The following is a 22,024-nucleotide window of genomic DNA, read 5'->3' on the forward strand; positions in this document are numbered from 1 at the left end:
CGCTTAACTCGCTCACTTCGTTCACTGGGACAGTAACGCAGCGGCGCTTCGCGATTATACCGCTACGTCACTGCCCGTTAGCTTAGCGTTAGACTTCACGTTTGGAATCTCTTGTCTTGAACATTCTTAGGACTTTATTACCAGAAATTTTCGGTGCTATTTTTGGCATAACCGCGATAGCTTTTGCTTACTTTCTATTTAGCCTTTTCTTTCTAGCAATTGAAGAGTTCAATCATCTTGATATGACAGATAATATGAATCCACTATCAATAGGCGCGATTGTCGCAATTACACTTTTCATCATAAAAGAAGTATTGGAAGCCTACCGTAAAAATGCATCGAAAAATCGGAAAATAAAGGCACTAAAGACAATATTGGCTGAGGAGATAAAACTCAATTATTGGGTTTGGAAACAGATCGAGAGTATAGTTAAAAAAGTTAAAGAAATGCCCCCAGAAACCTTATATCAAATCATTAGTTCTACTTCAGGAACGGAACGATTTGAGTACGTTCGCCCAGATGGTGGTGGCGGTGGTATTTTTGTTCCTGAAATAAAGGACCAAGTCTTTACTCAATTGATTACCGAAATAGCAGAATTAGATGAGGATTTTTATTCCAGGAGCATAGAATATGGTAAAGGAGTTGCTGAACTTCAACATCTTAGACATGGGGTGTTTGACTTCATTCATGAAACTCCAAAGGGAGAACACTATGCTGAAGGTTTTTGCGAGTATGCGTTAGATGAGCTTCCTGATATAAAGGATAAGTTTCAAAAACTTTATATAGAATGCACTGGTGATACAGAGTTACAACATCGCATGAGGTGAAGTCTAACAATCACATTAAGTCGCTTCGCTGGGACAGTAACACGTGGGCTCTGTCGCTTCGCTCGGATTTTAGCCCACGTATTACTGCCCCTTATGGGGGTGTTAAGTCTCTATGAATATTGAATACTTCGAAAGATTTGAATCGGAGCTTGAGTTAGGCCTCAAGAAGAAGGCCGCTGCTTCGATCAAGCAGTTTGTTGATTCATTTGAAAATGACGATGAAATAAAGAGTTGGGTATGGAGTTATTTGCCAAAGCTAGAAAAAAACAGGCATAGCTGCATTAGGCATGAGGTCTTTATTGATCTTGTTTACCCCGTACTAAAGAAAGGCTATGAGCGCAGTGACTATAATTCAACGTTGTGGCTAGGAAAGCTGGTTCAGAATGTATATCAAACCAAAGGTATCTTTGAAGAACTTGGCTCTAATGTTGAAATGGATTTTTATAGGAAATGCCACGAAATTGATCCGAGCATGGAAGAAGGTAATGAATTACTTTTACAAAGTATTTTGAGTTGGTTGTCACATTGCGTACATGAATGGCCTTCGGGGATTCTATATGGCATGGACGGAGCCTCAATTGCACAGTGCCAAGAGATTAGAGTTGAAGCAAATTTTGCAAAATCTCTAGCAAGCAAAGAGAGGGAATTATCGTTTATTGATGATTTCCTAGTTAAATTAACCGAGTACGAATTACGACTTAACAAGGCAAGCAAATCGGACTCGTAAACTCGCCGTTTCTTGCGGCGTTAAGCCTTCGAGTAGGAATATGGATCTATCTAAGCTAATAAAAGATAAAAGCAAGGTTTTTGAAGGTACTAGCAATTATCTTGGAATTGAATGCGTATTAAATCACATTGAAATTGCTGAAAAGCACCTTAGCAATGGGCAGGGAGGCGAAGACTATTTGTTCAATGATGTCGTTTACCGTACTAACCAGGCCTTCGAAGGTGCTTTAAAAGAGGCTTATGTCGTATTGACTGGTGAAGCTGCAGGAAGAAAAACACCAAACGATATAGAAAAGTATCTTGAAACAAATAATCTTCTAAAAGAAAGAGTTCTCGAGCTATTTTCAAACTACAGAAAAGAATGGCGTAATAAATCCACTCATGACTATAAGTTGTATTTCTCCGAACAAGAAGCATTTTTGGCAATAGTTAATATCTATGCATTTTTCAATATTCTACTAGATCAAATGATAGGAAAGCACGCGAAGGATAAAGAAGAAAAAGAAGCCAAGTTGTTTGCTGATAAACTGAAAGCTTCATCTGAAATGGGGTTTTATGAGCAAGTGATTTTCTTGCTTACTTCCTACTGTCAGGAAACGCCAAAAATACAAAGAGGACACGCTCCTAGATTTCTTGAGGCCGAAGTCATGGGAAGTCTACATGGCTTTCTTAGCGCTGTAGCTCCAGACATTACAATATTTTCTGATCAAATAATTCGAATTGGTAATGGTAGAGTGTTAAGGCCGGATCTTATTTTGGAAAAAGGAGATGAAAAAGTTATTGTTGAACTCAAAAGTCCGATTATGAACCCCTCAGCAATCAGAGTTAGCGGGCGTGAACAGCTATACACCTATATGAGTGCTGCTAGTATTAACCATGGAATACTATTTATTCCGGCTCTTTCAGAGGGTCAAGAAGTCGTCATTACAAAAACTGAAAGAGAGGTAGCTGATGTTCAGCAATTCATCACCGAAATTTATGGCGGCAAGGCTTAACAAGCGCATGTTGTCGGACTGCTTTTCCGCTGCGCTTCAAAGCAGCCGCAAATGCGGGCGTTAGTTCTTTAGGGAGGAATCGTGACTCTATCAGTAGCATGGATTAGAAAAGTAAAAAACACAGAGGAGTTAGTAATAGCAACTGATAGTAGACTTCGATGGGGAAGGGCTTGGGATTGCTGTCCGAAAATAATTCCCCTTGTAAGACAGGACTCTGTTTTATGTTTTGCTGGAAACACACAATATGCATATCCAATGATGGTACAAATAAATAATTCTATCTCCATGCATACAAAATCGTCATCTCGCGCCATAGATATAACAGATTTAAAAGGGCACATCCTAAAAGTTATCGAAGGAATGAGAGAGCATATTCATGATCTTCCAAAAGGTAGCGATGCATTTGAAGTACCAGATGCGATGTTTTTATTTGCTGGATATTCTTGGAAAACGAATAGCTTTAAGATTTGGACACTATATTACGATCAAGATAAAGATGAATTTCATTTTCGCAAAGCGTCTAATCATATAAAGAGAGCCGATGGTACGAAATATTATGCCTTCATAGGCAATAATACGGATGTTGCGAGGCGGAAAATGACAAAGCTTATACATTCAAAAGGTATTGCTAACATCCCAGGTCTAGATATGGAGCCGCTTGAAGTTTTGATTGAAATGATTCGTGATGAAAAATACCCACATATAGGCGGCGCTCCACAAATCGTTAAAGTTTATAAGCATATGAATGTACTCCCATACTCAGTTTACTGGCCAAACAAAGAATCTGGAACCAAAACATTTCTTGGTCGCCCAATGCTAGATTATGAAGTAAATGAATACTTTACGTTAGATCCTGATAGTTTAGAGCTAAACAAAAACTAACAAACAACTGTTGACGCTCACTTCGTTCGCTGGGACGCATACATGCGGGGCGGCTTCGCCATTATGCCCCACATGCCTGCGCCCCTTATTTAAAAGTTATGTTTACCCTAGGAATTAGGCATTAATGAGTATTAAAACGGCGCGCTATCCATTTATTGGGTTGAGCATTCTATTCTTCATACTCCTTATTCAAAATCCATTGCTGGAAGCTATATACAATACTCTGTATATAACTTATTTCGTTTTTTCTTTTCTCTTCTTTATGTCACTGGCCCTAGGGCAATACACAAAGGTGGCAGTACAAAAAAGCAAGTTAATGGTGCTGTTTCCTGTTTATTCAGTACTCTTTGTTATTTATTGGCTTTCTCAAAATTGGCATCAAGGAAGAGTAAACTTTATATTGGCAACACCTATTGTTTGCGGATTACTGCTGGCGTTTATGTTAAAAATACAACTGCGCTTTTTAGGCAAGTAAACATAACAATCACATTAAGCCGCTCGCAGGCTCGCTGGGACAGTAACACGTGGGCTCTGTCGCTTCGCTCGGATTTTAGCCCACGTGTTACTGCCCCTTATGTGGGGTGTTATGTTGCAGAAAGGAATTGGTAAAACGGAGGCTGTTTTATGCAGGTTGATATACTTGGTGTCAGGATAGTATTTGGATTTTTAACGGTCGCAATGCTTATTTTGGTTCACGGATTGCTTTTCAACTACAACCTCATAATACTGGCGCTGGCTACGAGCTGCATGGCTGCCTTCTTTTTCATTACCGCTGTAAGCGCAAAAAAGCTTGCACAATCAAATTTTAAATTTAACAGATTACAAAAAATTTCCATTGGCGCATGGGCGCTACTAAGCGTGCTGGGACTAGTGAGCATTGCAACATAACAAACAAATTATGTCACTCGCTACCGCTCGCTGGGACGCAAACACGTGCGCGGCTTCGCCATTATAGCCTGCCTGTTTGTGCCCCATATTTAGGCGTTATGCACAAGGAAGTATTGAATGAAACATAAGATTATTTGTTCACTATTCTCAATAGCCATTTTTACTTCGGGATTATTTCTCGGCGCATATATCAGTACGTCGGCGGGCGCTAGTTCAAACTCTACAGAGTTATATAGCAGCATTATTCATCTTTCTTCTGTTCATCAACAAATAGAAAATGGTGAATTAGAAAACGCAAAACAAGCCATCTGTAGTTTCGTCAGAACACGCATCGAATTACTAGAGCTTGGCCATCAAATTCTTAACGAAAATAGGGCCAAGGAAGTAATGGTTCTAAAACAAAGTATGGAGAAAATGCTTTCAAACACATCGCAAGCCAGCACTTCGTTAGCTGAAACTTGTGTTTAACGAGGCGCTTAACGCGTTCCCTTTGGTCACTGGGACAGTAACGCAACGGCACTTCGTAGATATGTCGCTACGTCACTGCCTCAAAGCTTAGCGTTATATCGCGGGATAGTTCGATGGAAGACAAGGACTTAGTTATTTACGATGGGGTGTGTAACTTCTGTAATGGAGCAGTTGCCTTTATTTTGAAGCGCGACAAAACTGAACGTTTTATATTCTCACCAATGCAATCAGAATATGCTCAAGAAGTTATCGAACGTTACAAAGTTGATACTGTAGGTGTTGATACTTTTATGTTAGTTAAGAACGGAAACGTTTTTCTTTGGTCTGACGCTGCACTAGAAATCGCAAAAGACTTAACTGGGTTCTGGTTTTTATTCGGTGTAACTAAAATCTTGCCGCGTTCTTTTAGAGACTTCTTCTACAGAATTTTTGCTCGCAACCGTATTAAGCTTTTCGGTGGTACAAAGCATTGTCAAATACCCGATAAAAAGGTCGTAGGGAGGTTCAGAGGTCTTGCGATGTAACAAACAAATAAAGCCGTTCCCGTTGGTCACTAGAAGGCATATATGCGGGGCAGCTTCGCCATTATGCTCAGCGCATATGCGCCTCTTAGCTTAATGTTAGAAGCTTCTGAGAAATCAATGGCTAAATCAGAAATAAGACAATTGTTAAAAGAGATACGTACTAAATTTCCTGACGTTGTGCCTCTTATGGAAAAACATGAAAATTGGGCACTCACATTTCTAATGGAAGAGTTCGCAAATTTGACAACCATTTTGTTTAACCAAGGTAATTTAGAAGAAGCATTAGAACAGTTGCTGTACATAAGCGAAAAACTAGATACTGCAACCGAAGCAGAATTCGAGTACATAGATGTATATTATACAGAGCACTTATTTTGGAAAGGTACCAAAGAAGGTATTGAACGTGGCTGGCCTCTGGTACCAGATAATCTCAAAAAACTGTACTTGGACTTTCATGGTAAAGCCCCTAACGTGGTGATTTAAAGATGCACGCACCGAACAATGGAATAAACTCGCTCGCAAATTCCCTAGGAACCATACATGTGGGCTGCTTCACATTTTAGCCCACGTGCTACAGCCCTCTATCTGGGTACTTTTTGTTTACAGGAGTAAGGATGAAGTCTTGTAGAATTGAAATCAATGGATTGGAAGCTTTTGACGTGGGTGCGAATATCGAAGATGCTCTAGAGATTCGAATTGAAAAGCTACAAAACTCAGAATCATTTGTTTTAAGTGTCACCTCATTCAGTGTTGGCGACACGCATACGCAAGATTGGGGGTTACATCAATTATCAGAAAACGATGTTATCCAACTATGCTTGGGTAACAGCTGTACTATCAAGCCTACCGAATACGAACCTTTCAAAAAGGAATCTTCGCTTTTAGTTTGTAGCTTTTGCGGAAAATCACGACAAGAAGTAACCAAGCTCATAACAGGTAAAGATGGTGCTATCTGTAACTTTTGTGCTGACACAGTTTATTCCATTGCAAACGAGTGAATGTAACTAGGCACTTAGTGTCTTGTGCAATAAGAGGTTTAGGTCAATGAAAAGGAATCTTTTAACTTTGTTTTTTGTTTTCGGGTGCCAATGTGCTGAACTGGCATCTGAGCAGACTGCTCAAGCAACTGTTTTAAAATTGGAGCTAACTATTCGTTTTCTCCATTCAAAAGTACGTTATTTGGAAAATGCGTAAACTAATTCCAAGACAGACACTTCAAAGTACTAGACCTAGTCTAACTTTATAAAACGCGTTCTCTAAGTTAAAAGTCAAGGAGACAATATGCATCTCGCTCAATTGAATATTGGAAAAGTCAGGTTTAACTTGGAGTCCCCCGAAATGGCGGACTTTGTAAATAACTTAGACCCTATCAACGCCATTGCTGAACAAAGTCCAGGATTTATCTGGCGTTTGAAAGACGAATCAGGTGATGCCACTAATATAGAGGTAGAAAATAACCCAGATATCATTGTTAACATGTCTGTTTGGGAAAGCGTAGAGTCCCTTAAGAACTTCATGTTCAAGACGCATCACATTGATTTCCTTAAGCGTAAAAAAGAGTGGTTTTTGCCCTTAAGCGAAGCATCTTATGTGCTTTGGTGGATACCGAAGGGCCATATTCCAACCCTTCAGGAAGCTATCACTAAATTAGACCATCTTCGGGAAAATGGAGAATCTCAGGATGCATTTAGTTTTAAAAGTAGTTACGCCAAGCCTGAGTTTGAGAATCATTGATGTTTCCAAGGTCAGAAGGCACACTAGTAAGAAGCTCGAACTGGCCGTTGAAATACGTAAGCACGGATCCCGACACGTAGATTCTAATTTTCGCACACGAGTTTCACATCTTAGATGGCTGCCGTGTTCTCTATTAGATAGTTTAATAAGAAAGGATATTTTATGAACTTATCGTTTTTACTTGTACTTTTTATCTCTTTTTTCACAATAAATATCCTACCTTGGGTTCTAGCACTTATATCTAAAAAGGCTTCTGGTAATAACAAGGTCATCTGGTTCTTGATGTCGTTTTTATTATCATGGCTAGGCTTTATCGTTTATTACTATCTTGTGATTAAGCCAGAATGGAAAGCTGAGTTAGAAAGAAAAAAATCAAAAAGAATACTCAGAAATGAAAATGGAATGCCTATTAAAATGTATGAGCAATCTTAAGGTTAAAATTGACACGCATTTTATCAACGCTTATATGTAGATGAACACTAGTGATAGTCTAAATCTATATTTTGAAGATTTACGAAGGAACGACAATGCCTATAAAAAAATGGACTTTACAATACCTAGTCGCATTTCCCTTGCTGGCCACTATTTTTGCCAGTGTTCAATACTTTAAAGGCCAGTCTTTTTCCTACTCTCTTGAATTCGGGGTTACATGGGCTTTTATATCTATTTCTATATTTGCAGCTCGCCGCATTTACAATTTTAAAAAGCGGATCCATTGCGAAATATGCAACGATATACAAAATCATAAGACCATTGAATAATCGAGCGCGCTATTTCAGTTGAGTACTCAACCTTAATTTCATGTTAAAAAAACGGGTAAAAAAATGAAAACACAAACCTTACTTATCTATTTTTTCTTTTCCTTGCTAGTCTCTTTCTCGTGTGAAGCCTCTACGCGTTCGCTAAAAATAGAAGATGATGGTTTTGTTGCTACGTATTACTCTTCAGAGTCACAAGAACGTAAAGTTGGCGTTTTAGTGCTTGGAGGATCCGAAGGCGGCGTGCCAGAAAAGCTCGCTAGTCCAATCGTTGAAGCGGGATTCCCTACCCTAGCTTTAGCTTATTTTAAGGAAGAAGGCTTACCAGCAGAGTTAGAGAGAATACCTCTTGAATATGTAATTCAGGCTATGTCGTGGTTAAAATCACAACCAGAAACCACGCCGGACGACATTATTGTAGTTGGCTGGTCGAAAGGCGCTGAACTGTCACTTCTTCTAGCGTCAAAAGAACCAAGTATTTCAAATGTGGTTGCTATTGCGCCTAGCTCTGTTGTTTGGGCAGGTATTTTGAAAGATTGGAGTAAAGTGCCTGGTTCCAGCTGGACTTACGACGGGCAAGACTTAGCGTTTGTTCCTTTCAACCCGTCGGGTGAAGTTAATGGTTTGCTAGATCTCTATACGCAATCTTTAGAAAATCGAGCAGACAACGGTAAAGCTAATATTCCTGTACAGAAAATCAGCGCCGATGTTGTGTTAATGACTGGCGAAAACGATGAAATTTGGCCCTCGCCTACTATGGCTGAAACAGTTTGTGAAAAAATGAATGCGCGCACTAAACATAAGTGTAAGCACATAAACTACCAAGGGGCAGACCACTTGCTTAACTACGAGTTCTTAAAAGAGGGTAGCGATATGAACCAAACCTTTATTAAGATGCTTACTAATCACAATAACCACTAGTCAGCTTCTTCAATAAATAGAATCATATGACCATTGATGAATTCAATCACTATTGCAAAGCACTCCCCCACACTACTCACGTCGTTCAGTGGGGGAGTTCAGAAGTATGGAAAGTAGGTGGTAAAGTCTTTGCTATAGGGAGCATTAGCAAGGACGGACACCCTGCTTTTACCTTTAAAACATCTGAGCAAAACTATTATTTTCTGGAAGAAAAGCCTGGCTATAGGCCTGCGCCCTATCTCGCTAGTCGTGGAATGAAATGGATACAACAGTACAATTGCGAGAGTGATGAAGATGAAGCGTTAAAATACTATTTAAGCGCATCTTATAAACTAGTATCGTTAGGGTTAACCAAGAAAATGCAAAAAGAGCTTGGTTTAAATCAACCTCAATAAAGGTGCTTACACCATGTTCAAAGCAAAAGGCTTTACGCGCAATATTCGCCCTTATGTAGAAGCTGAACTAGCGCTAGCTCATAGAAAGCAAAACCAAAACAGCCAACAGTGTGCTTTTTCACACTTAGAAAATGCCCACGTTCTTGGTCAAGCCTCTACAAGGCTACACGTTAAAGTACACGTTCAAATGCTTTTATGGGCAGTGAAACAAGGCAATATTGGTGAGTTTTTTGGTCAACTTTTCAGAATTGCGGGCGCTGCCACAAAAACTGTTTTTGGGCTAGTACCTCATGGAAATACAGGTGGCGCTAACGTTAGCCCATTTAAGGCAATGCCAATTAAACCAGACTTAAATACGATCATAAAAAAAGCGCGTTCGAATGAAAATTAAAATTAACGTTGTCGATGCATTTACTAATGTAAGGTTTAAGGGCAATCCTGCTGCAGTAGTTATAACGGGTAAATGGCTTAGCGATGAAAAAATGCAAGAAATCGCTGCTGAAAATAACCTTTCAGAAACCGCCTTTTTAGTTGAAGATGATAATGGCGTATTCGCTATACGTTGGTTTTCCCCTGTGACGGAAATCGATTTTTGTGGTCATGCTACTTTAGCTTCTGCGTTTGTCATTTTTAGCGAAAACTACCAACTGCCGCACATCTCGCTTTTCGCCAAGTCGGTTGGGATGATGAAAGTCGTTAAAAAAAGCGACGGATTTATTCAGATGGATTTCCCTAATAGAATGCCCAGCCCTGTCGGTGAAGTGCCTGAAGCGTTACTAAAAGGGCTCTCTATCAAGCCCAAAAGCATTTTAAAAAATAACCAAGCTTACTTTGCTGTTTATTCTAACGAAGACGACGTTTTAAGCGTAATTCAAGACTGCGAACAACTAAAAACACTAGCGCCTTATGATGTGGTAGTGACAGCGCCTGGTACGCAATTTGATTTTGTTTCGCGTTATTTTTGGCCTGCGAACGGCGGTGATGAAGACCCGGTTACCGGTTCAATCCACACTGGGCTAGCGCCTTATTGGGCAAAAGTATTTGGACGATCAAAACTTATGGCTTATCAGGCATCTAAACGAGGCGGCACATTAAAATGTGAGGTGGCAGGTGACCGCGTGCTTATTTCTGGCCAAGCGGTGTCTTACCTTGAAGGTTACATTAATATTTGATGGTTGATTGCCTTACACGAACTAATCGATAAAAGAGAACTCTTCTCTCGAGTGTTACTTCCCGGCACAAACAAAAAAGCGGAAGATATTTAACCTTCCGCTTTCACTCACTCAACAGCGCATTGCTGCATCTAGTTTTAACTAGGCAAATGTAATATTAGCGCCCTACTGCAATGCCTTCTCTGCGAGGATCTGCGCCGCCAATTAATTTACCTGATTTAAACTGAATGCCATGAAGACCGCTGTTTAAATCCACTACTTTAACGTTATGGCCGAGTGCCTTTAACGGCTCTTCAAGCTCAGCTATTGGTGTGCCCTTCTCTAACGCAGTGTAGTCGTTTCGATTAGTAATTTTAGGAAGATTGATGGCCTGTTGAATATCCAAGCCAAAGTCTAAAACTCCAATCAGGGTTTGAGCGACGTAGCTTACAATTCTAGAGCCGCCCGGCGAGCCTACAACCACCTCTAAATTCCCTTCTTTGTCGAACACCATGGTAGGGCTCATAGCACTTCTAGGACGCTTACCAGGCTCTACGCGATTTGGTACTGGAAAACGGTTTTTGGTTGGCGAAAATGAAAAGTCGGTAAGCTGATTATTAAGCAGGAAGCCTTCTACCATAATCCCAGAACCAAACATAAATTCAATGCTGGTAGTCATTGATACTGCATTGCCCTCTTTGTCTACTATAGAAACGTGTGAGGTATTGGGCAGCTCCATTGACGTACCAAGTGCTACATTCGCATCGGCGTAGGGATTGCCCGCGCGTTTGCGGCGCCACTCTTTATCAACAGCAATACTCTCGGCTCGGCGCTGAAGATAAGCGGTATTAATCATGGCCGCAAACGGCAAGTTAGTAAAATCGCTATCCGCAATGAACTTCTCGCGGTCGGCATATGAAAGCGCACTAGCTTGCGTATATAGGTTGGCAAACTCTACTGAATCTGGTGCGTATTGACTAAGGTTAAAACCTTCTAACATTTTTAGAATTTGATAAACGTTTACGCCACCTGAGCTAGGTGGTGCCATACCGCAAATGCGTTTTTCGTGGTACAGGCCACATACGGGTTCACGTTTTACTGGTTCGTAGCTTGCTAAGTCTTCCAACGACATTTGGCCAGGGTTAATCTCCGCATTATTAACCGCTTCCACTATTTTTTCGGCAACTTCGCCTTTCAGTAAATAATCGCTGCCTTTTTCAGCAATACCTCTTAAGGTTTTAGCCAGCTTCTTATTTTTCTTTACCGTGCCTTCTTTTAACGGCAGGCCTGCCGGGAAGAAGTAAGTAGAGCTTGCAGGAAAAGTTTTCAGGCCAGGGTGATAGTCTAATGCAACAAGTTTGGCTAAACGCGGCGATACTTTAAAGCCGTCTTCAGCTGTTTTGATTGTATCGTCGAACAGCGTATTCCAAGGCAGCTTGCCGAACTCGCCCTGAGCCATTTCTAGCGCTTTTACTGCTCCAGGCACGCCAACTGACTTACCGCCTACTACGGCATCTAACCAGCGCATTGGTTTATTACCTTCAATAAACCAATGAGAATTGACAGCTTTCGGTGCTGTTTCACGGCCGTCAAAGGTGTGAAGTACTTTGTTCTTATTATCCCAATAAAGGATAAACGCACCACCACCAATACCTGACGATTGTGGTTCAACCAGCGAAAGCATCGATTGCACAGCTACCGCTGCATCGATTGCACTGCCGCCCTTTTCTAAAATATTCTTTCCCGCCCAAGACGCATAGGGGTTTGCCGCTACAACCATATAATCTTTGGCTTCAAATGCCTTTTTCTCTATGTAGCCTGTTGCCGCTTCTGGTTCTCCAACTTCACGCGTTTGCTTCGCGTTCGCACCAAAAATAAAACAGCTAGATAATGCAAGAGTTACCACTGAAGCTCTGAAAAAAGCACTGCGTCTCAAAATAATACTTCCTCTTATTTAAATTTTTCGGGGTTTATTGGGCGTTTTTTAAGAAACGCATCAAACGCTTCTTGAGCTGCGGTTGTGCCCAACGCTTCTAAAAATATATCAAACTCTTCGTTCATTTGTTGGTTTGTTCGCTCTCCGTCACCTTTTAATAGCGCTTTTGTTTGTTTAAGCGAAAATGAAGGCTTGGCGACGAGTTTCTCTACCGTAGTTTGAACCGTTTGATCTATTTCATGAGCGTCGACAATTTTTGTCAGAATACCAAATTGATAAGCATCAGCAGAGGTAAAGGGTTCGCCCAGCATTAGCCACTCTGCCGCCTTTATATGACCGGCAACCTTAGGCAAAAGATAACTTGATGCATATTCAGGAACAAGCCCTAAGTTGATGAATGGTAGAACAAATCGGGTATCTGGAGTGGCGTAGACAAAATCGCAGTGAAGTAAAAGCGTTGTGCCTATGCCCACTGCCAACCCGTGAACTTGCGCAATAACCGGCAAGTGACACGCCGCCAGAGCGCGCATAAACGCAGCTGTTTCTGGCACCTGAGCGTGATCTTGTTGCTGTGCGAAGTCTCCAATGTCATTCCCTGCAGTAAAACAATCGCCCGCGCCCTTAATGACCACCACTTTGGTTGAGCCATCGTTCTTAACACCTAATATGGCGTTCGCCATTTCTTGGTACATGTCCCGCGTTAATGCATTTTTTTTATCGGTACGGTTAAGCGTAATGGTTAAGCATTGCTGGTTTGTTTCGGTAATAATGTAAGACATAATTACTCCTTTACTGTCGTCTTTTTTATTTTAGGTGTACTTCAGTTTTCACCGCGTTGGCAATTTCTGTATCATAGCCAGCAAATTCGAAATTCAAAAATAACTAACACTGATGATGTCACTGCCGTTTTCGCTTAAGTATAGCGCTGGTCCTTTATTTGTAGCGCTATGCTCCGTTGTCGCGTTTTTCTTTGAGCCCATGTCTGGCAATTATTTGGCTTACGACAGGTATGCCATTCAAGGTTTAGAAACCTGGCGTATAGTCAGCGGAAATATCGTGCACACCAATGGCTATCACTTACTTTTAAATTTAGCAGGTCTGGCGTTATTGTGGGCACTCCACGGTGAACATTATCGCCTTGGTTTGTACTTAAAAGTTTTTGTGTGGTGCTGTTTGGGAACCAGTATTGGGCTTTATTTTTTCTCTCCGGATCTCATTTGGTACGCAGGCTTATCTGGCGCACTACATGGTATTTTCGCATGGGGCGCCTGTGTTGATATTAAGGAAAAGATGAAGTCGGGTTGGCTACTGCTTATTGGGTTAGCGATTAAAGTGGGATACGAACAAATAGACGGTAGTAGTGAACAAGTTGCAAACCTGATTGACGCAAAAGTTGCCGTAGATGCGCATTTATTTGGTGCGCTTACGGGTATAGCAATCTTCTTACTTATGTTCATTACGGCGAAAAGAAAATAGAAACTCGAGCGTTATAGCGTCACTCTTTTTGCGCATTTTGATTTGTTAAAACAGATTAACGTGCTGAAGCAAAAAAAGAAGATTTAAAAAAGGCCCGAATTCATTGAATTTGGGCCTTTTTTGTAAGCTTTTTCCGTCCTTAATAGCTACCGCGCTGTGAGCAACTCAGTGGCTCTTAATCACTGGGTTGCACTCGCAGTTTTGCCTATAAGTTTTCTTCGAATAGCTTGTATATACGACGGTATTCATCAAGCCAAGAGCTTGGCTGCACAAAGCCATGTGGCTCTACCGGATAAATGGCCGTTTCAAAATCTTCTTTCTCAAGCTCGATAAGGCGCTGTACCAATCGCACGGTGTCGTGGAAAAACACGTTGTCATCAACCATTGGCGCATTGATAAGCAAAGGCTTTTCTAGTCCATCGGCAAAATAAATTGGCGAGCTACGCTCAAACGCAATGGGGTCGATATCAGGCGTATTAAGAATATTAGCCGTATATGGCGTGTTGTAATGGGCCCAATCGGTTACCGGACGAAGTGCTGCACCTGCCGCAAACAGATCTGGCGCGGTAAACATAGACATAAAGGTTAAGAAGCCGCCGTATGAACCGCCGTATGTGCCAATACGCTTACGATCTACATTTGCATTTTCAACAAGCCAGTTAACACCATCACGCAAATCTTGCACTTCAGGCGTACCCATTTGACGATAAATAGCGGTTCGCCAATCACGTCCGTAGCCAGCACTAGCGCGATAGTCCATATCTAGTACGACATAGCCTTGCTGCACGAGCATGCTATGGAACATGTATTCTCGGAAGTAACCAGACCACCCCATGTGGGCGTTTTGCAAGTAGCCTGCACCGTGATTAAACACTACCGCTTTATTTGGTGCCGTCTTGTCGTAATTTTCCGGTAAATATACTCGTGCGTAAATAGGTGCATCGGTATGCGTCGATTCAATAGCAACGATGTTAGGCACCGCCCATGGAAGTGCATTAAAATCTGCACTGGTGCTTTGCGTGATTTGCTTTGCCGCTGTTGTTTCGTTTGCTGGCTTAACGTAAAGCTCTTGTGGTTGATTCACCTTGCTATGGCTTAGCAGCAAATTTTTACCATCAGGGCTAAGTGAGTAGTCTGTCATACCATTCAAATCAGTCATGGTATCGATGGTATTGTCACTTAAATCTGCACGATAAACTTCGTAAAGCCCCGGATGCTCCATGTTAGCTTTAAAGTAGATATAATTGTCATCGCTAGAAAGCGTTAAATCGTCAACAATAAAACGGCCGCTGGTTAGCGCGACAGGCTTCTCGCCAGGCTTTTGAACGTATAAGTGAGAGTAACCAGTATGCTCAGACTGATAGTAAAGCGTCTCGCTGTCATTTAGCCAATCAAACGCGTTGAAACGGTAGTTTACCCACGCATCGTCATGAAGCCTATGTTGGTTTTCTAGCGTTTTATTTTCTAGGTCGACCGTTGCAATCCAGCGGTCTTTGTTGTCCCACGCTTCTAGCATAACGGCAACAGCGTTACCGTTTTTGTGCCAGCGAATCGAAGGCTTAGTCCAATACCAGCTTTGCAGTAAGGTAATATCGCGCGGCAAACGATTAACTTCATAGGTCTCGCCATTGGCTTTCGCGTTTTCTTCTTTTACATCTGCAAGTACGTCGTCATTGTATCCAGGCAAATTAAAGTATTTAAGTTCACTCTTCTCGCCAGTTTTCAAATTAAGCAGCCACAGTTCATGATTTACCGATTCTGCATCTGCAACACGTTGGCGTACCGGCTTCGCGGCAATGCGGCTGTCTTCTTGGATATAATGCGGCATGATGTCGCTGTCATCACGAGTCGGCTTACTTTCCGTGGTGGCGACTACTGCAAAGTTACCCGCAGGTGATACGCTAATACCCGCTAGTCGATGCGACTTATCAAAGTAAAACGGCGTAGGTGCTACACTACTGTTTTCTTTGGCCAACGCTTTTTGAGCGTCGTCTTTTTCTTGTCTGTTTTTGCGCTGTAGTTTGATGTATTCCACCAGCGACTGTTGCTGCTCGGCAATATAATCTTTAGGCGGCTCAACCGCTTTAGGCTCGTCGCTAAACTCCCAGCTCAATAATTCTTCGCGGGTGCCGTTAGATAGGTCTATAGCAATAAATTTGTTACCGCTTAACGCCATTAAGCGGCCATCAGTCATAAATGAAAGCGTTGACAGCGCATTCCCGCCACGCGCGATACGCACAGTTTCACCGTTGGTAAATTGCACATAAACACTGTCTTCAAATGAATAAGCAATTACACCATCATTTCTTACTACACGTTCGTCAAAACGATACTTGTGCAAATCTGACAACGGTGCTTTTACGGCATTTGCAGGGTTTGAGAGTTCAGCAACATAAACATCTGTTAACGCGCTATCTTGCCTTTCTTTTTCAAAAACAATTTTATCGCCATTGACCGACCACCCCATACCTTCGGGTAGCGCGCCCATCCATTGTGGATCTGACATTATTTGCTTTAAAGTAATTTCACCATTTTTCGCGCTGTTCTGAGGCGCGACATCGGGTGTAACGGTTTGCTGGACAGTGGCAGCAGGAAGCGATGTAGACGCTGTTTGGCTAGATGGTTCGTTAGTAGTGCTTGCACATCCGCCCAACGCAAAAGTAACGCTAGCCGCGATGAGTAAAGAAGAGTATTTTTTCATTATTTTAAGTCGTTGTTATGTAAAAAACGTTAACATTATACGCAGAGCAGTTACTAATACGCTAACGTTCATCGATTGAGATAGTGAACCAAACGTAAACCATCTGCGTTTATGGTTGTGAAACTGGTCTGTCGGCCTGAACAAAATAACAAAAATTCACTGATGAGGTAAAACACTATGAAAGCTAAAGGTTTTGTACCTGCGTTGCTTGCGCTCAGCTTTTTCACGACTCCTAGCTTTGCGAGCGAGTGCCCCAGCGTACTAAAGTTCATGAAGCGTAAGCTCAACTCACAAGAAACGGTGAATTTGTGTAACGAATATGCCGGAAAGACCCTTTTAGTGGTGAACACAGCCAGCTATTGCGGCTACACGCCACAATTTGAAGGTTTAGAAGCTCTTTATAGTGACTACAAAGACAAAGATTTTGTAGTACTTGGCTTCCCGTCGCACGATTTTAACCAAGAAGATAATGATGAAGGCAAAACGGCAGAACTGTGTGAATTGACTTATGGCGTAAAGTTTCCGATGTTTGAACCAATATCGGTAAAAGGTGAAGACGCCGATCCTATGTATAGAATGCTAAAAACCGCCACCGGCAAAGCGCCATCATGGAACTTTAATAAGTACCTTATTGACAGCTCTGGTAAGCAAATAACCCACTACCCTAGTTCAACAAAGCCCACTGATCCGGCTTTTATCGCTGACATAGAGGCACTCCTCAAAAGCGAATAAAACCGCGAATATCAACGCTGCCTATAGGTCACACCAAACGAGAATCTAAAAGCCGCGCATAAAAAAGCCCCGCGTAACACGCGGGGCAATCAAGCACACTCAACTTGGAACACACTTTTAGCTGAAAACATACTTCCTACGTTTTAGCTAACTGCATTAATTTGGTGTGTTTAGTTGTTGGTTAGTTCAATAATTTTTTCGCTTGCTTCAGAAAAAGCCTTGTTTGCTTGCTCTTCGCCCATGTTAAGTCCTTCAGCGTAAACGAATTTAACGTCACTGATACCAACAAAATTTAAAAAGTGTTTTAAATACGGCGTTTGCGTATCAAAGTCTGAACCTGCATACACACCACCACGCGCGGCAAAAACAGTCGCTGATTTATTTTCTAGCAATCCGACAGGACCTGTCTCGGTATACTTAAATGTTATACCAGCTCTTGCAATACGGTCGAAGTAAGCTTTTAAGCTCGATGGGATGCCAAAGTTGTACATTGGCACGGCTAGCACAATTTCGTCAGCCGCTTTTACTGCTTCAACAATGTCATCAGAGACTTTTACCAATGCCTGTTGTGATTCATTTCGCTCAGACGCCTCAGTCATCCACGCTTGCATTTCTTCACCTGTTAAATGAGGCAGTGCCAGAGAGGCAACATCCACGCGGTTAATGTGCACAGAACCGTCATTCTCAATTTTTGAAAGGTACTCGTTTGCAAGCTTTGAAGAATTACCTTGGTTGCCATTTAGGCTGGAAAATATAGCTAGTACTTTTTTCATGCCGAACTCCAATATTCGTTGTTTCGATAATATATGGCTATATTACGGCAATCGGGTGGGATGAAAATATCAAAAACATGAAGGCTTCGTTCTATTTTGTAGAACAAACTGCCAAGGAACAGAGTAAATGTGAAATTATTGAAAACATTACATTACGTTAATGTTGCAAGGAGGTTGATCTTCTCTTATTTGCTCAGCGTAACCGAGTTTGCCACAACACAATTAAGAGGATACAAAATATGAGAAGGACCAAAGCGCTCCTTGCATGTTCAATATTACCACTGTTTTTAATTGGCTGCTCGGATGACGACGACGATGTCGTACAAGAGCCCACACCCGCCCCGGAATACGCAAACGTTCGAGTTGTTCACGCAGCATCAGACGCACCAATGGTAAACATCACTGCTAACGACGCCATACTCAACGATCTCGAAAGCGTTGATTACCAAGTCGCTTCATCTCGCTTCGAAGTTGAGACAGGCATGTACGATATTGGTGTTACAGGCATTCTTCCAGGTGAAAACGCTGAAGTGTTGCAAGCTGACGTTACTTTAGAAGCTGACATGAACTACGATATTTTTGCCGTAGGTAATGTTAGCGATGAGTCGTTATCGCTTTTAACAGTGACCAGTATGGAAACCGCAGTTGACGCGGGTAATGCTCAAGTACAGATTGTACATGCAGCATCAATGGCACCTATGGTAGATATTTATGTTACGGCACCAGATACAGATATCACTGCCGAGCAGCCGCTTGTTACTGCTGAATTTACTGACGCAACCGATTTAATTCAAGTACCTGCGGGCGATTATCAAATTCGTATTACACCGGCCGGTGAGACAACGGTTGTATACGACTCTGGTACGGTAAACCTTGCAGACGGTGCCGATTTGCTTATCGCTGCCACTAATAACGTAGGTACAGGCGATTCACCAGTAACATTACTGGCCGCGGACGGTGATGGAAGCTTCAAAATATGGGATGCAGAAGCAGGTGCTGCTATCCGCGTTGTGCACGGTATCAGCGACGCACCAGCGGTTGATGTTGTAGCAAATAACGAAATAGTATTGGTGGACGGAATACAGTTCCCGCGCACCACAGACTATTTGTCTGTTGCAGCCGGTGACTATCTCATTGACGTTGTAGCCGATAGCGACAACAGTGTTGTGGCAATTGACGATGCTGAGTTGACGCTAGAAGTAGGTATGTCTTATACCGCTATCGCAAACAACGTTTTGGCTGCACCAGAACTTGATGTGCTTGTTGATATGCCCCGCTCCGTAGCGACAGAAGCGAAAGTGCGTATTGTACATGCTTCACCTTCAGCGGGTAACGTCGATATTTACGTAACCGCAGATGGCGAAATTGATGCGGTTGACCCGGCATTTGCCGATATTGCCTATGAGACTGGCGAGCTTGTTGAAACAGGTTACGTAAGTCTTGCAGAAGGTGACTACGTAGTTACGGTTACACCAACAGGCACCAAAACAGCGGCAATCGAAACAGGCGTTTTAGCGCTTGAGAATGGTGAGATTTACACTGCTATCGCACTAGATGGCGCGATGGAAGGTGATTTACCTCAATTAGCGTTGCTTGATGGCCTAGCACCACCTCCACCAGCTTTTAATGCTGACATGACTTACAATGTAAACTTAAGTGGGTCACAAGAAGTGCCTGCCGTTACCACTATGTCTATGGCAACTGCAGTGGTCGAAATTGACGAAGACTTACCTGCGTTTAGCGTAAGTGTTGACGTATCAGGCTTAACGGATGTTACTGGTGTACACGTACACGATGGCGGCATTGGTATGAATGGTCCGGTTGCTTTCCCACTGACTGATGCTGGTAATGGTACTTATGTTCTCGCTGAAACTAATATTTCACCTATCAACTTAGACGCGCTGACTAACGGTGAGTGGTATTTAAATGTTCACACTACCGCTAACCCTAACGGTGAAGTGCGTGGTCAGATTGTTCCCGACACAACTGCGGTAGTAACATTCTCACTAAGCGGCAGCCAAGAGGTACCAGCAGTTGACACCATGGCAATGGGGTCTGGCTATGCGCTCTTCGACACCACAAACAACAACGTTTCTCTTGTGGCGGTAACCACTATTGAAAATGCGACTATGGCGCACATTCATATTGGGTTTGCTGGTGAAAATGGTGACGTACTTGTAGGACTTGTGGAAAGTGAAAGCACCGCTGGCGTTTGGATGACAGACGGAAGCATAGCACTAGATGAAGCCACAGCTACGCAACTACTGGCAGGTGGTCATTATGTGAATGTGCATACAGCAGCTAATACTGGTGGTGAAATTCGCGGCCAAATCACACCTGATAATATTGAAGTGTACGGCATCATCGCAAACGGCCTACAAGAAGTGCCTGCAGTAACTACAACAGCAAGCGGCGCTGGTGCATTTACTTTGAATACATCTACAGGTGCACTGTCAGGCAGCGTAACCATTACCGGTATGACAGCAAACATGGCTCACATTCACGAGGGTGAAATGGGCGTAAATGGAGATGTTCTAATTGGACTTACTGCCGGTGCCAGCGGTATGTGGTCTGTGCCTGCTAATACTACGTTAACCGCTGAGCAAATGAATGTTATGGCAGACGGAGGTCTTTACACTAACTTCCACTCAGATGCATTCCCAAGTGGTGAAATTCGTGGACAAATTACGCTAGGTTTTGACTAGTCAAAAATAGCTAAACCCATTGTGTTTCAATTATATTGAGACCCAATTAATCTAAAATAAAAAAAGGGGCAAACGCCCCTTTTTTGTTTTTCTCGACAAGAAGATTTTATCTATATGGTATTTAGCGCCGTGTCGAAATCTGCAATCAGATCCTGAGTGTCTTCAATACCTACCGAGATACGCAGCATGGTATCGGAAATACCCATTAACTCACGCTCTTCTGCCGTGTTCTCAAAATAAATAGTAGGCGCAACTGGTAGCGCTAAGGTGCGATTATCCCCTAAGTGCGTGGCGCAAATAACTAACTTCATTTCGTTTAAAAACGCCACGGGATCAGCACCGTCGATAAGGTCAAAACTCAAAATTGCGCCATAGCCGTCGTTTAGGTATTCCCTTGCCATGAAATGCTGAGGGTGGTCGGCAAGACCTGGATAAAAGACTTTAGATACCTTGGGGTGATTATCTAGGAACGTCGCCAACTGCATAGCATTATGCTGACTTCGTGATAAACGTAAATCTAAGGTTTCCATGCCTAGGGCAATGGCCGTCGCTGATTGCGGTGCCAATGTAGCGCCTAAATCGCGTAAACCTTTCTTTTTGATTTGTGTAATGCCCCACTGTGCAGTATCTGCAACCTGATAAGCCGGTTTTAGGTTACTAAACTTAGTCCAATCATAGTTACCCGTATCGATGACAGCACCACCTAAAACGTTACCGTGACCTGCAATGTATTTTGTCAGCGAGCAAAACACTAACGACGCTTTAGCATCTTTAGCGTAAAAAACAGGGGGTGGCGTCATGGTGTTATCAACCATAAACAGCATGTGCTTCTCTTCGCAGAATTGACCAATGGCGTGAAGGTCGGCCACCTGTGTCACAGGGTTAGCTACGGTTTCGGTGTAAACGCCTTTTGTGTTTGGCTGGTAAGCTTCTTTGACTTGCTGAATGTCGGTCACATCTGTGTGGGTAACCTGCACACCAAAATCTTTAATGGTTTCAAAAAAGCTTCGCGTATTACCAAAAAGGTATTGGCTTACAATTAAATGGTCGCCGGCTTTGAGTAAAGCAAATAACGAGCTGCTTATCGCCGCCATTCCGGTTGAGTAACACAAAGTACCTACACCGCCTTCCAGATCATTAAGCATATTTTGCAATGCCGCCACAGAAGGTGACGATGAACGAGAATAAACATGAGCAGCTCGTTTACCTTGAAACGCATCGATGATGCCCTGCGCATCTTTAAACTCGAAAAGAACTGAATTAGACGTGCTGCTGTGAACACCACCATGTTCAGGCGTATTTAGCATGCGATCAGAATGAACCTGACGGGTTGTGAATCCCAATTTTGTCACGGGTGAAGCTCCGAAAATAGATGTTTGCGACCGAGCCGAGTGCGCACCAGTACTCTGAGTTGATACGGTTGCGTACTTAC

The 22,024-nt window shown here is 42.5% G+C and carries 24 protein-coding genes; 19 read left to right on the forward strand and 5 right to left on the reverse strand.

Annotated elements, in window-relative coordinates; genetic code table 11:
- The first annotated feature begins 101 nt into the window (after positions 1 to 101).
- The 16 genes from ACFI6J_RS06650 (at position 102) to ACFI6J_RS06725 (ending at position 10,290) form a co-directional block, all read left to right on the forward strand.
- Positions 102 to 827, forward strand: a complete 726-nt coding sequence (locus tag ACFI6J_RS06650; protein WP_156086480.1) for a hypothetical protein — start codon at positions 102 to 104, stop codon at positions 825 to 827.
- Positions 828 to 939: 112 nt separating this feature from the next.
- A complete protein-coding gene (locus ACFI6J_RS06655) occupies positions 940 to 1,554 on the forward strand; it encodes a hypothetical protein (protein ID WP_014976706.1) in 615 nt (204 codons plus the stop codon).
- A gap of 40 nt (positions 1,555 to 1,594) precedes the next feature.
- A complete protein-coding gene (locus ACFI6J_RS06660; protein ID WP_150141393.1) occupies positions 1,595 to 2,548 on the forward strand; it encodes a PD-(D/E)XK nuclease family protein in 954 nt (317 codons plus the stop codon).
- 81 nt (positions 2,549 to 2,629) lie between these two features.
- Complete coding sequence (locus ACFI6J_RS06665) at positions 2,630 to 3,430, forward strand: hypothetical protein (RefSeq protein ID WP_150141304.1); 801 nt, start codon at positions 2,630 to 2,632, stop codon at positions 3,428 to 3,430.
- Between the two features lie 124 nt (positions 3,431 to 3,554).
- Entirely contained in the window at positions 3,555 to 3,905 is a 351-nt protein-coding gene (locus ACFI6J_RS06670) for a hypothetical protein (RefSeq protein WP_014976709.1), read from the forward strand.
- Positions 3,906 to 4,054: 149 nt separating this feature from the next.
- Positions 4,055 to 4,318 carry a hypothetical protein gene (locus tag ACFI6J_RS06675; RefSeq protein ID WP_014976710.1) on the forward strand — a complete coding sequence of 88 codons (264 nt, stop codon included), beginning with the start codon at positions 4,055 to 4,057 and terminating at the stop codon, positions 4,316 to 4,318.
- Positions 4,319 to 4,435: 117 nt separating this feature from the next.
- The gene (locus tag ACFI6J_RS06680; protein ID WP_014949701.1) at positions 4,436 to 4,786 is read left to right on the forward strand and encodes a hypothetical protein; all 351 of its coding nucleotides are present in this window, start codon (positions 4,436 to 4,438) and stop codon (positions 4,784 to 4,786) included.
- A 113-nt stretch (positions 4,787 to 4,899) separates the two neighbouring features.
- The gene (locus tag ACFI6J_RS06685; RefSeq protein ID WP_014976711.1) at positions 4,900 to 5,310 is read left to right on the forward strand and encodes a thiol-disulfide oxidoreductase DCC family protein; all 411 of its coding nucleotides are present in this window, start codon (positions 4,900 to 4,902) and stop codon (positions 5,308 to 5,310) included.
- A gap of 117 nt (positions 5,311 to 5,427) precedes the next feature.
- Complete coding sequence (locus tag ACFI6J_RS06690; RefSeq protein WP_044583858.1) at positions 5,428 to 5,793, forward strand: DUF7674 family protein; 366 nt, start codon at positions 5,428 to 5,430, stop codon at positions 5,791 to 5,793.
- Between the two features lie 131 nt (positions 5,794 to 5,924).
- Positions 5,925 to 6,308: a ClpX C4-type zinc finger protein gene (locus ACFI6J_RS06695; RefSeq protein ID WP_014976713.1), complete on the forward strand. Its 384-nt coding sequence runs from the start codon at positions 5,925 to 5,927 to the stop codon at positions 6,306 to 6,308.
- A gap of 283 nt (positions 6,309 to 6,591) precedes the next feature.
- A complete protein-coding gene (locus ACFI6J_RS06700) occupies positions 6,592 to 7,044 on the forward strand; it encodes a DUF3291 domain-containing protein (RefSeq protein ID WP_049588960.1) in 453 nt (150 codons plus the stop codon).
- A gap of 162 nt (positions 7,045 to 7,206) precedes the next feature.
- Complete coding sequence (locus tag ACFI6J_RS06705; protein WP_014949705.1) at positions 7,207 to 7,476, forward strand: hypothetical protein; 270 nt, start codon at positions 7,207 to 7,209, stop codon at positions 7,474 to 7,476.
- A 392-nt stretch (positions 7,477 to 7,868) separates the two neighbouring features.
- Positions 7,869 to 8,723: an acyl-CoA thioester hydrolase/BAAT C-terminal domain-containing protein gene (locus ACFI6J_RS06710; RefSeq protein WP_156078440.1), complete on the forward strand. Its 855-nt coding sequence runs from the start codon at positions 7,869 to 7,871 to the stop codon at positions 8,721 to 8,723.
- Between the two features lie 26 nt (positions 8,724 to 8,749).
- Positions 8,750 to 9,118 carry an MmcQ/YjbR family DNA-binding protein gene (locus tag ACFI6J_RS06715; RefSeq protein WP_156078441.1) on the forward strand — a complete coding sequence of 123 codons (369 nt, stop codon included), beginning with the start codon at positions 8,750 to 8,752 and terminating at the stop codon, positions 9,116 to 9,118.
- Between the two features lie 13 nt (positions 9,119 to 9,131).
- Entirely contained in the window at positions 9,132 to 9,509 is a 378-nt protein-coding gene (locus ACFI6J_RS06720; protein WP_014949709.1) for a DUF3703 domain-containing protein, read from the forward strand.
- Positions 9,499 to 10,290, forward strand: coding sequence for a PhzF family phenazine biosynthesis protein (locus ACFI6J_RS06725; RefSeq protein WP_156078442.1), 792 nt, complete (start codon positions 9,499 to 9,501; stop codon positions 10,288 to 10,290). Before ACFI6J_RS06720 ends, ACFI6J_RS06725 begins: the two co-directional genes overlap by 11 nt.
- Before the next feature lie 157 nt (positions 10,291 to 10,447).
- Here ACFI6J_RS06725 and ggt read toward each other — a convergent pair whose 3' ends face one another.
- Positions 10,448 to 12,205 (reverse strand): gamma-glutamyltransferase, encoded by a 1,758-nt coding sequence (gene ggt, locus ACFI6J_RS06730; RefSeq protein ID WP_462585872.1) that lies wholly within the window; start codon positions 12,203 to 12,205, stop codon positions 10,448 to 10,450.
- A 14-nt stretch (positions 12,206 to 12,219) separates the two neighbouring features.
- Positions 12,220 to 12,984, reverse strand: coding sequence for an enoyl-CoA hydratase (locus ACFI6J_RS06735; protein WP_039222129.1), 765 nt, complete (start codon positions 12,982 to 12,984; stop codon positions 12,220 to 12,222).
- A 112-nt stretch (positions 12,985 to 13,096) separates the two neighbouring features.
- Between ACFI6J_RS06735 and rrtA the strand changes: the two genes are divergently transcribed.
- Complete coding sequence (gene rrtA, locus ACFI6J_RS06740; protein ID WP_370244012.1) at positions 13,097 to 13,681, forward strand: rhombosortase; 585 nt, start codon at positions 13,097 to 13,099, stop codon at positions 13,679 to 13,681.
- Positions 13,682 to 13,886: 205 nt separating this feature from the next.
- On the opposite strand, the gene ACFI6J_RS06745 is transcribed toward rrtA, so the two are convergent.
- Positions 13,887 to 16,382, reverse strand: a complete 2,496-nt coding sequence (locus ACFI6J_RS06745) for a S9 family peptidase (RefSeq protein WP_462585875.1) — start codon at positions 16,380 to 16,382, stop codon at positions 13,887 to 13,889.
- Between the two features lie 177 nt (positions 16,383 to 16,559).
- On the opposite strand from ACFI6J_RS06745, the gene ACFI6J_RS06750 reads away from it, so the two are divergent.
- On the forward strand, positions 16,560 to 17,114 hold the full coding sequence (locus ACFI6J_RS06750) for a glutathione peroxidase (protein WP_014949715.1): 555 nt from the start codon (positions 16,560 to 16,562) through the stop codon (positions 17,112 to 17,114).
- A 170-nt stretch (positions 17,115 to 17,284) separates the two neighbouring features.
- Here ACFI6J_RS06750 and ACFI6J_RS06755 read toward each other — a convergent pair whose 3' ends face one another.
- Positions 17,285 to 17,887, reverse strand: coding sequence for an FMN-dependent NADH-azoreductase (locus ACFI6J_RS06755; RefSeq protein ID WP_061485981.1), 603 nt, complete (start codon positions 17,885 to 17,887; stop codon positions 17,285 to 17,287).
- A gap of 239 nt (positions 17,888 to 18,126) precedes the next feature.
- Here ACFI6J_RS06755 and ACFI6J_RS06760 point away from each other — a divergent pair, with 239 nt between their 5' ends.
- Positions 18,127 to 20,592, forward strand: a complete 2,466-nt coding sequence (locus tag ACFI6J_RS06760) for a CHRD domain-containing protein (protein WP_462585877.1) — start codon at positions 18,127 to 18,129, stop codon at positions 20,590 to 20,592.
- 110 nt (positions 20,593 to 20,702) lie between these two features.
- On the opposite strand, the gene ACFI6J_RS06765 is transcribed toward ACFI6J_RS06760, so the two are convergent.
- Entirely contained in the window at positions 20,703 to 21,944 is a 1,242-nt protein-coding gene (locus ACFI6J_RS06765) for a cystathionine gamma-synthase family protein (protein WP_462585879.1), read from the reverse strand.
- Positions 21,945 to 22,024: the final 80 nt, after the last annotated feature.

It is taken from the genome of Alteromonas sp. G4i13, from assembly GCF_054960505.1.

Excerpts from the sequence above, each read along its gene's own strand:
- ACFI6J_RS06655 (WP_014976706.1), top strand. The coding sequence starts at position 940 with ATGAATATTGAATACTTCGAAAGATTTGAATCGGAGCTTGAGTTAGGC.
- ACFI6J_RS06670 (WP_014976709.1), top strand. The coding sequence starts at position 3,555 with ATGAGTATTAAAACGGCGCGCTATCCATTTATTGGGTTGAGCATTCTA.
- ACFI6J_RS06700 (WP_049588960.1), top strand. The coding sequence starts at position 6,592 with ATGCATCTCGCTCAATTGAATATTGGAAAAGTCAGGTTTAACTTGGAG.
- ACFI6J_RS06720 (WP_014949709.1), top strand. The coding sequence starts at position 9,132 with ATGTTCAAAGCAAAAGGCTTTACGCGCAATATTCGCCCTTATGTAGAA.
- ACFI6J_RS06760 (WP_462585877.1), top strand. The coding sequence starts at position 18,127 with ATGAGAAGGACCAAAGCGCTCCTTGCATGTTCAATATTACCACTGTTT.
- ACFI6J_RS06710 (WP_156078440.1), top strand. The coding sequence starts at position 7,869 with ATGAAAACACAAACCTTACTTATCTATTTTTTCTTTTCCTTGCTAGTC.
- ACFI6J_RS06705 (WP_014949705.1), top strand. The coding sequence starts at position 7,207 with ATGAACTTATCGTTTTTACTTGTACTTTTTATCTCTTTTTTCACAATA.
- ACFI6J_RS06675 (WP_014976710.1), top strand. The coding sequence starts at position 4,055 with ATGCAGGTTGATATACTTGGTGTCAGGATAGTATTTGGATTTTTAACG.
- ACFI6J_RS06735 (WP_039222129.1), bottom strand. The coding sequence starts at position 12,984 with ATGTCTTACATTATTACCGAAACAAACCAGCAATGCTTAACCATTACG.
- ACFI6J_RS06695 (WP_014976713.1), top strand. The coding sequence starts at position 5,925 with ATGAAGTCTTGTAGAATTGAAATCAATGGATTGGAAGCTTTTGACGTG.
- ACFI6J_RS06755 (WP_061485981.1), bottom strand. The coding sequence starts at position 17,887 with ATGAAAAAAGTACTAGCTATATTTTCCAGCCTAAATGGCAACCAAGGT.
- ACFI6J_RS06725 (WP_156078442.1), top strand. The coding sequence starts at position 9,499 with ATGAAAATTAAAATTAACGTTGTCGATGCATTTACTAATGTAAGGTTT.
- ACFI6J_RS06660 (WP_150141393.1), top strand. The coding sequence starts at position 1,595 with ATGGATCTATCTAAGCTAATAAAAGATAAAAGCAAGGTTTTTGAAGGT.
- ACFI6J_RS06685 (WP_014976711.1), top strand. The coding sequence starts at position 4,900 with ATGGAAGACAAGGACTTAGTTATTTACGATGGGGTGTGTAACTTCTGT.
- ACFI6J_RS06745 (WP_462585875.1), bottom strand. The coding sequence starts at position 16,382 with ATGAAAAAATACTCTTCTTTACTCATCGCGGCTAGCGTTACTTTTGCG.
- ACFI6J_RS06750 (WP_014949715.1), top strand. The coding sequence starts at position 16,560 with ATGAAAGCTAAAGGTTTTGTACCTGCGTTGCTTGCGCTCAGCTTTTTC.
- ACFI6J_RS06680 (WP_014949701.1), top strand. The coding sequence starts at position 4,436 with ATGAAACATAAGATTATTTGTTCACTATTCTCAATAGCCATTTTTACT.
- ACFI6J_RS06715 (WP_156078441.1), top strand. The coding sequence starts at position 8,750 with ATGACCATTGATGAATTCAATCACTATTGCAAAGCACTCCCCCACACT.
- ACFI6J_RS06690 (WP_044583858.1), top strand. The coding sequence starts at position 5,428 with ATGGCTAAATCAGAAATAAGACAATTGTTAAAAGAGATACGTACTAAA.
- rrtA (WP_370244012.1), top strand. The coding sequence starts at position 13,097 with ATGATGTCACTGCCGTTTTCGCTTAAGTATAGCGCTGGTCCTTTATTT.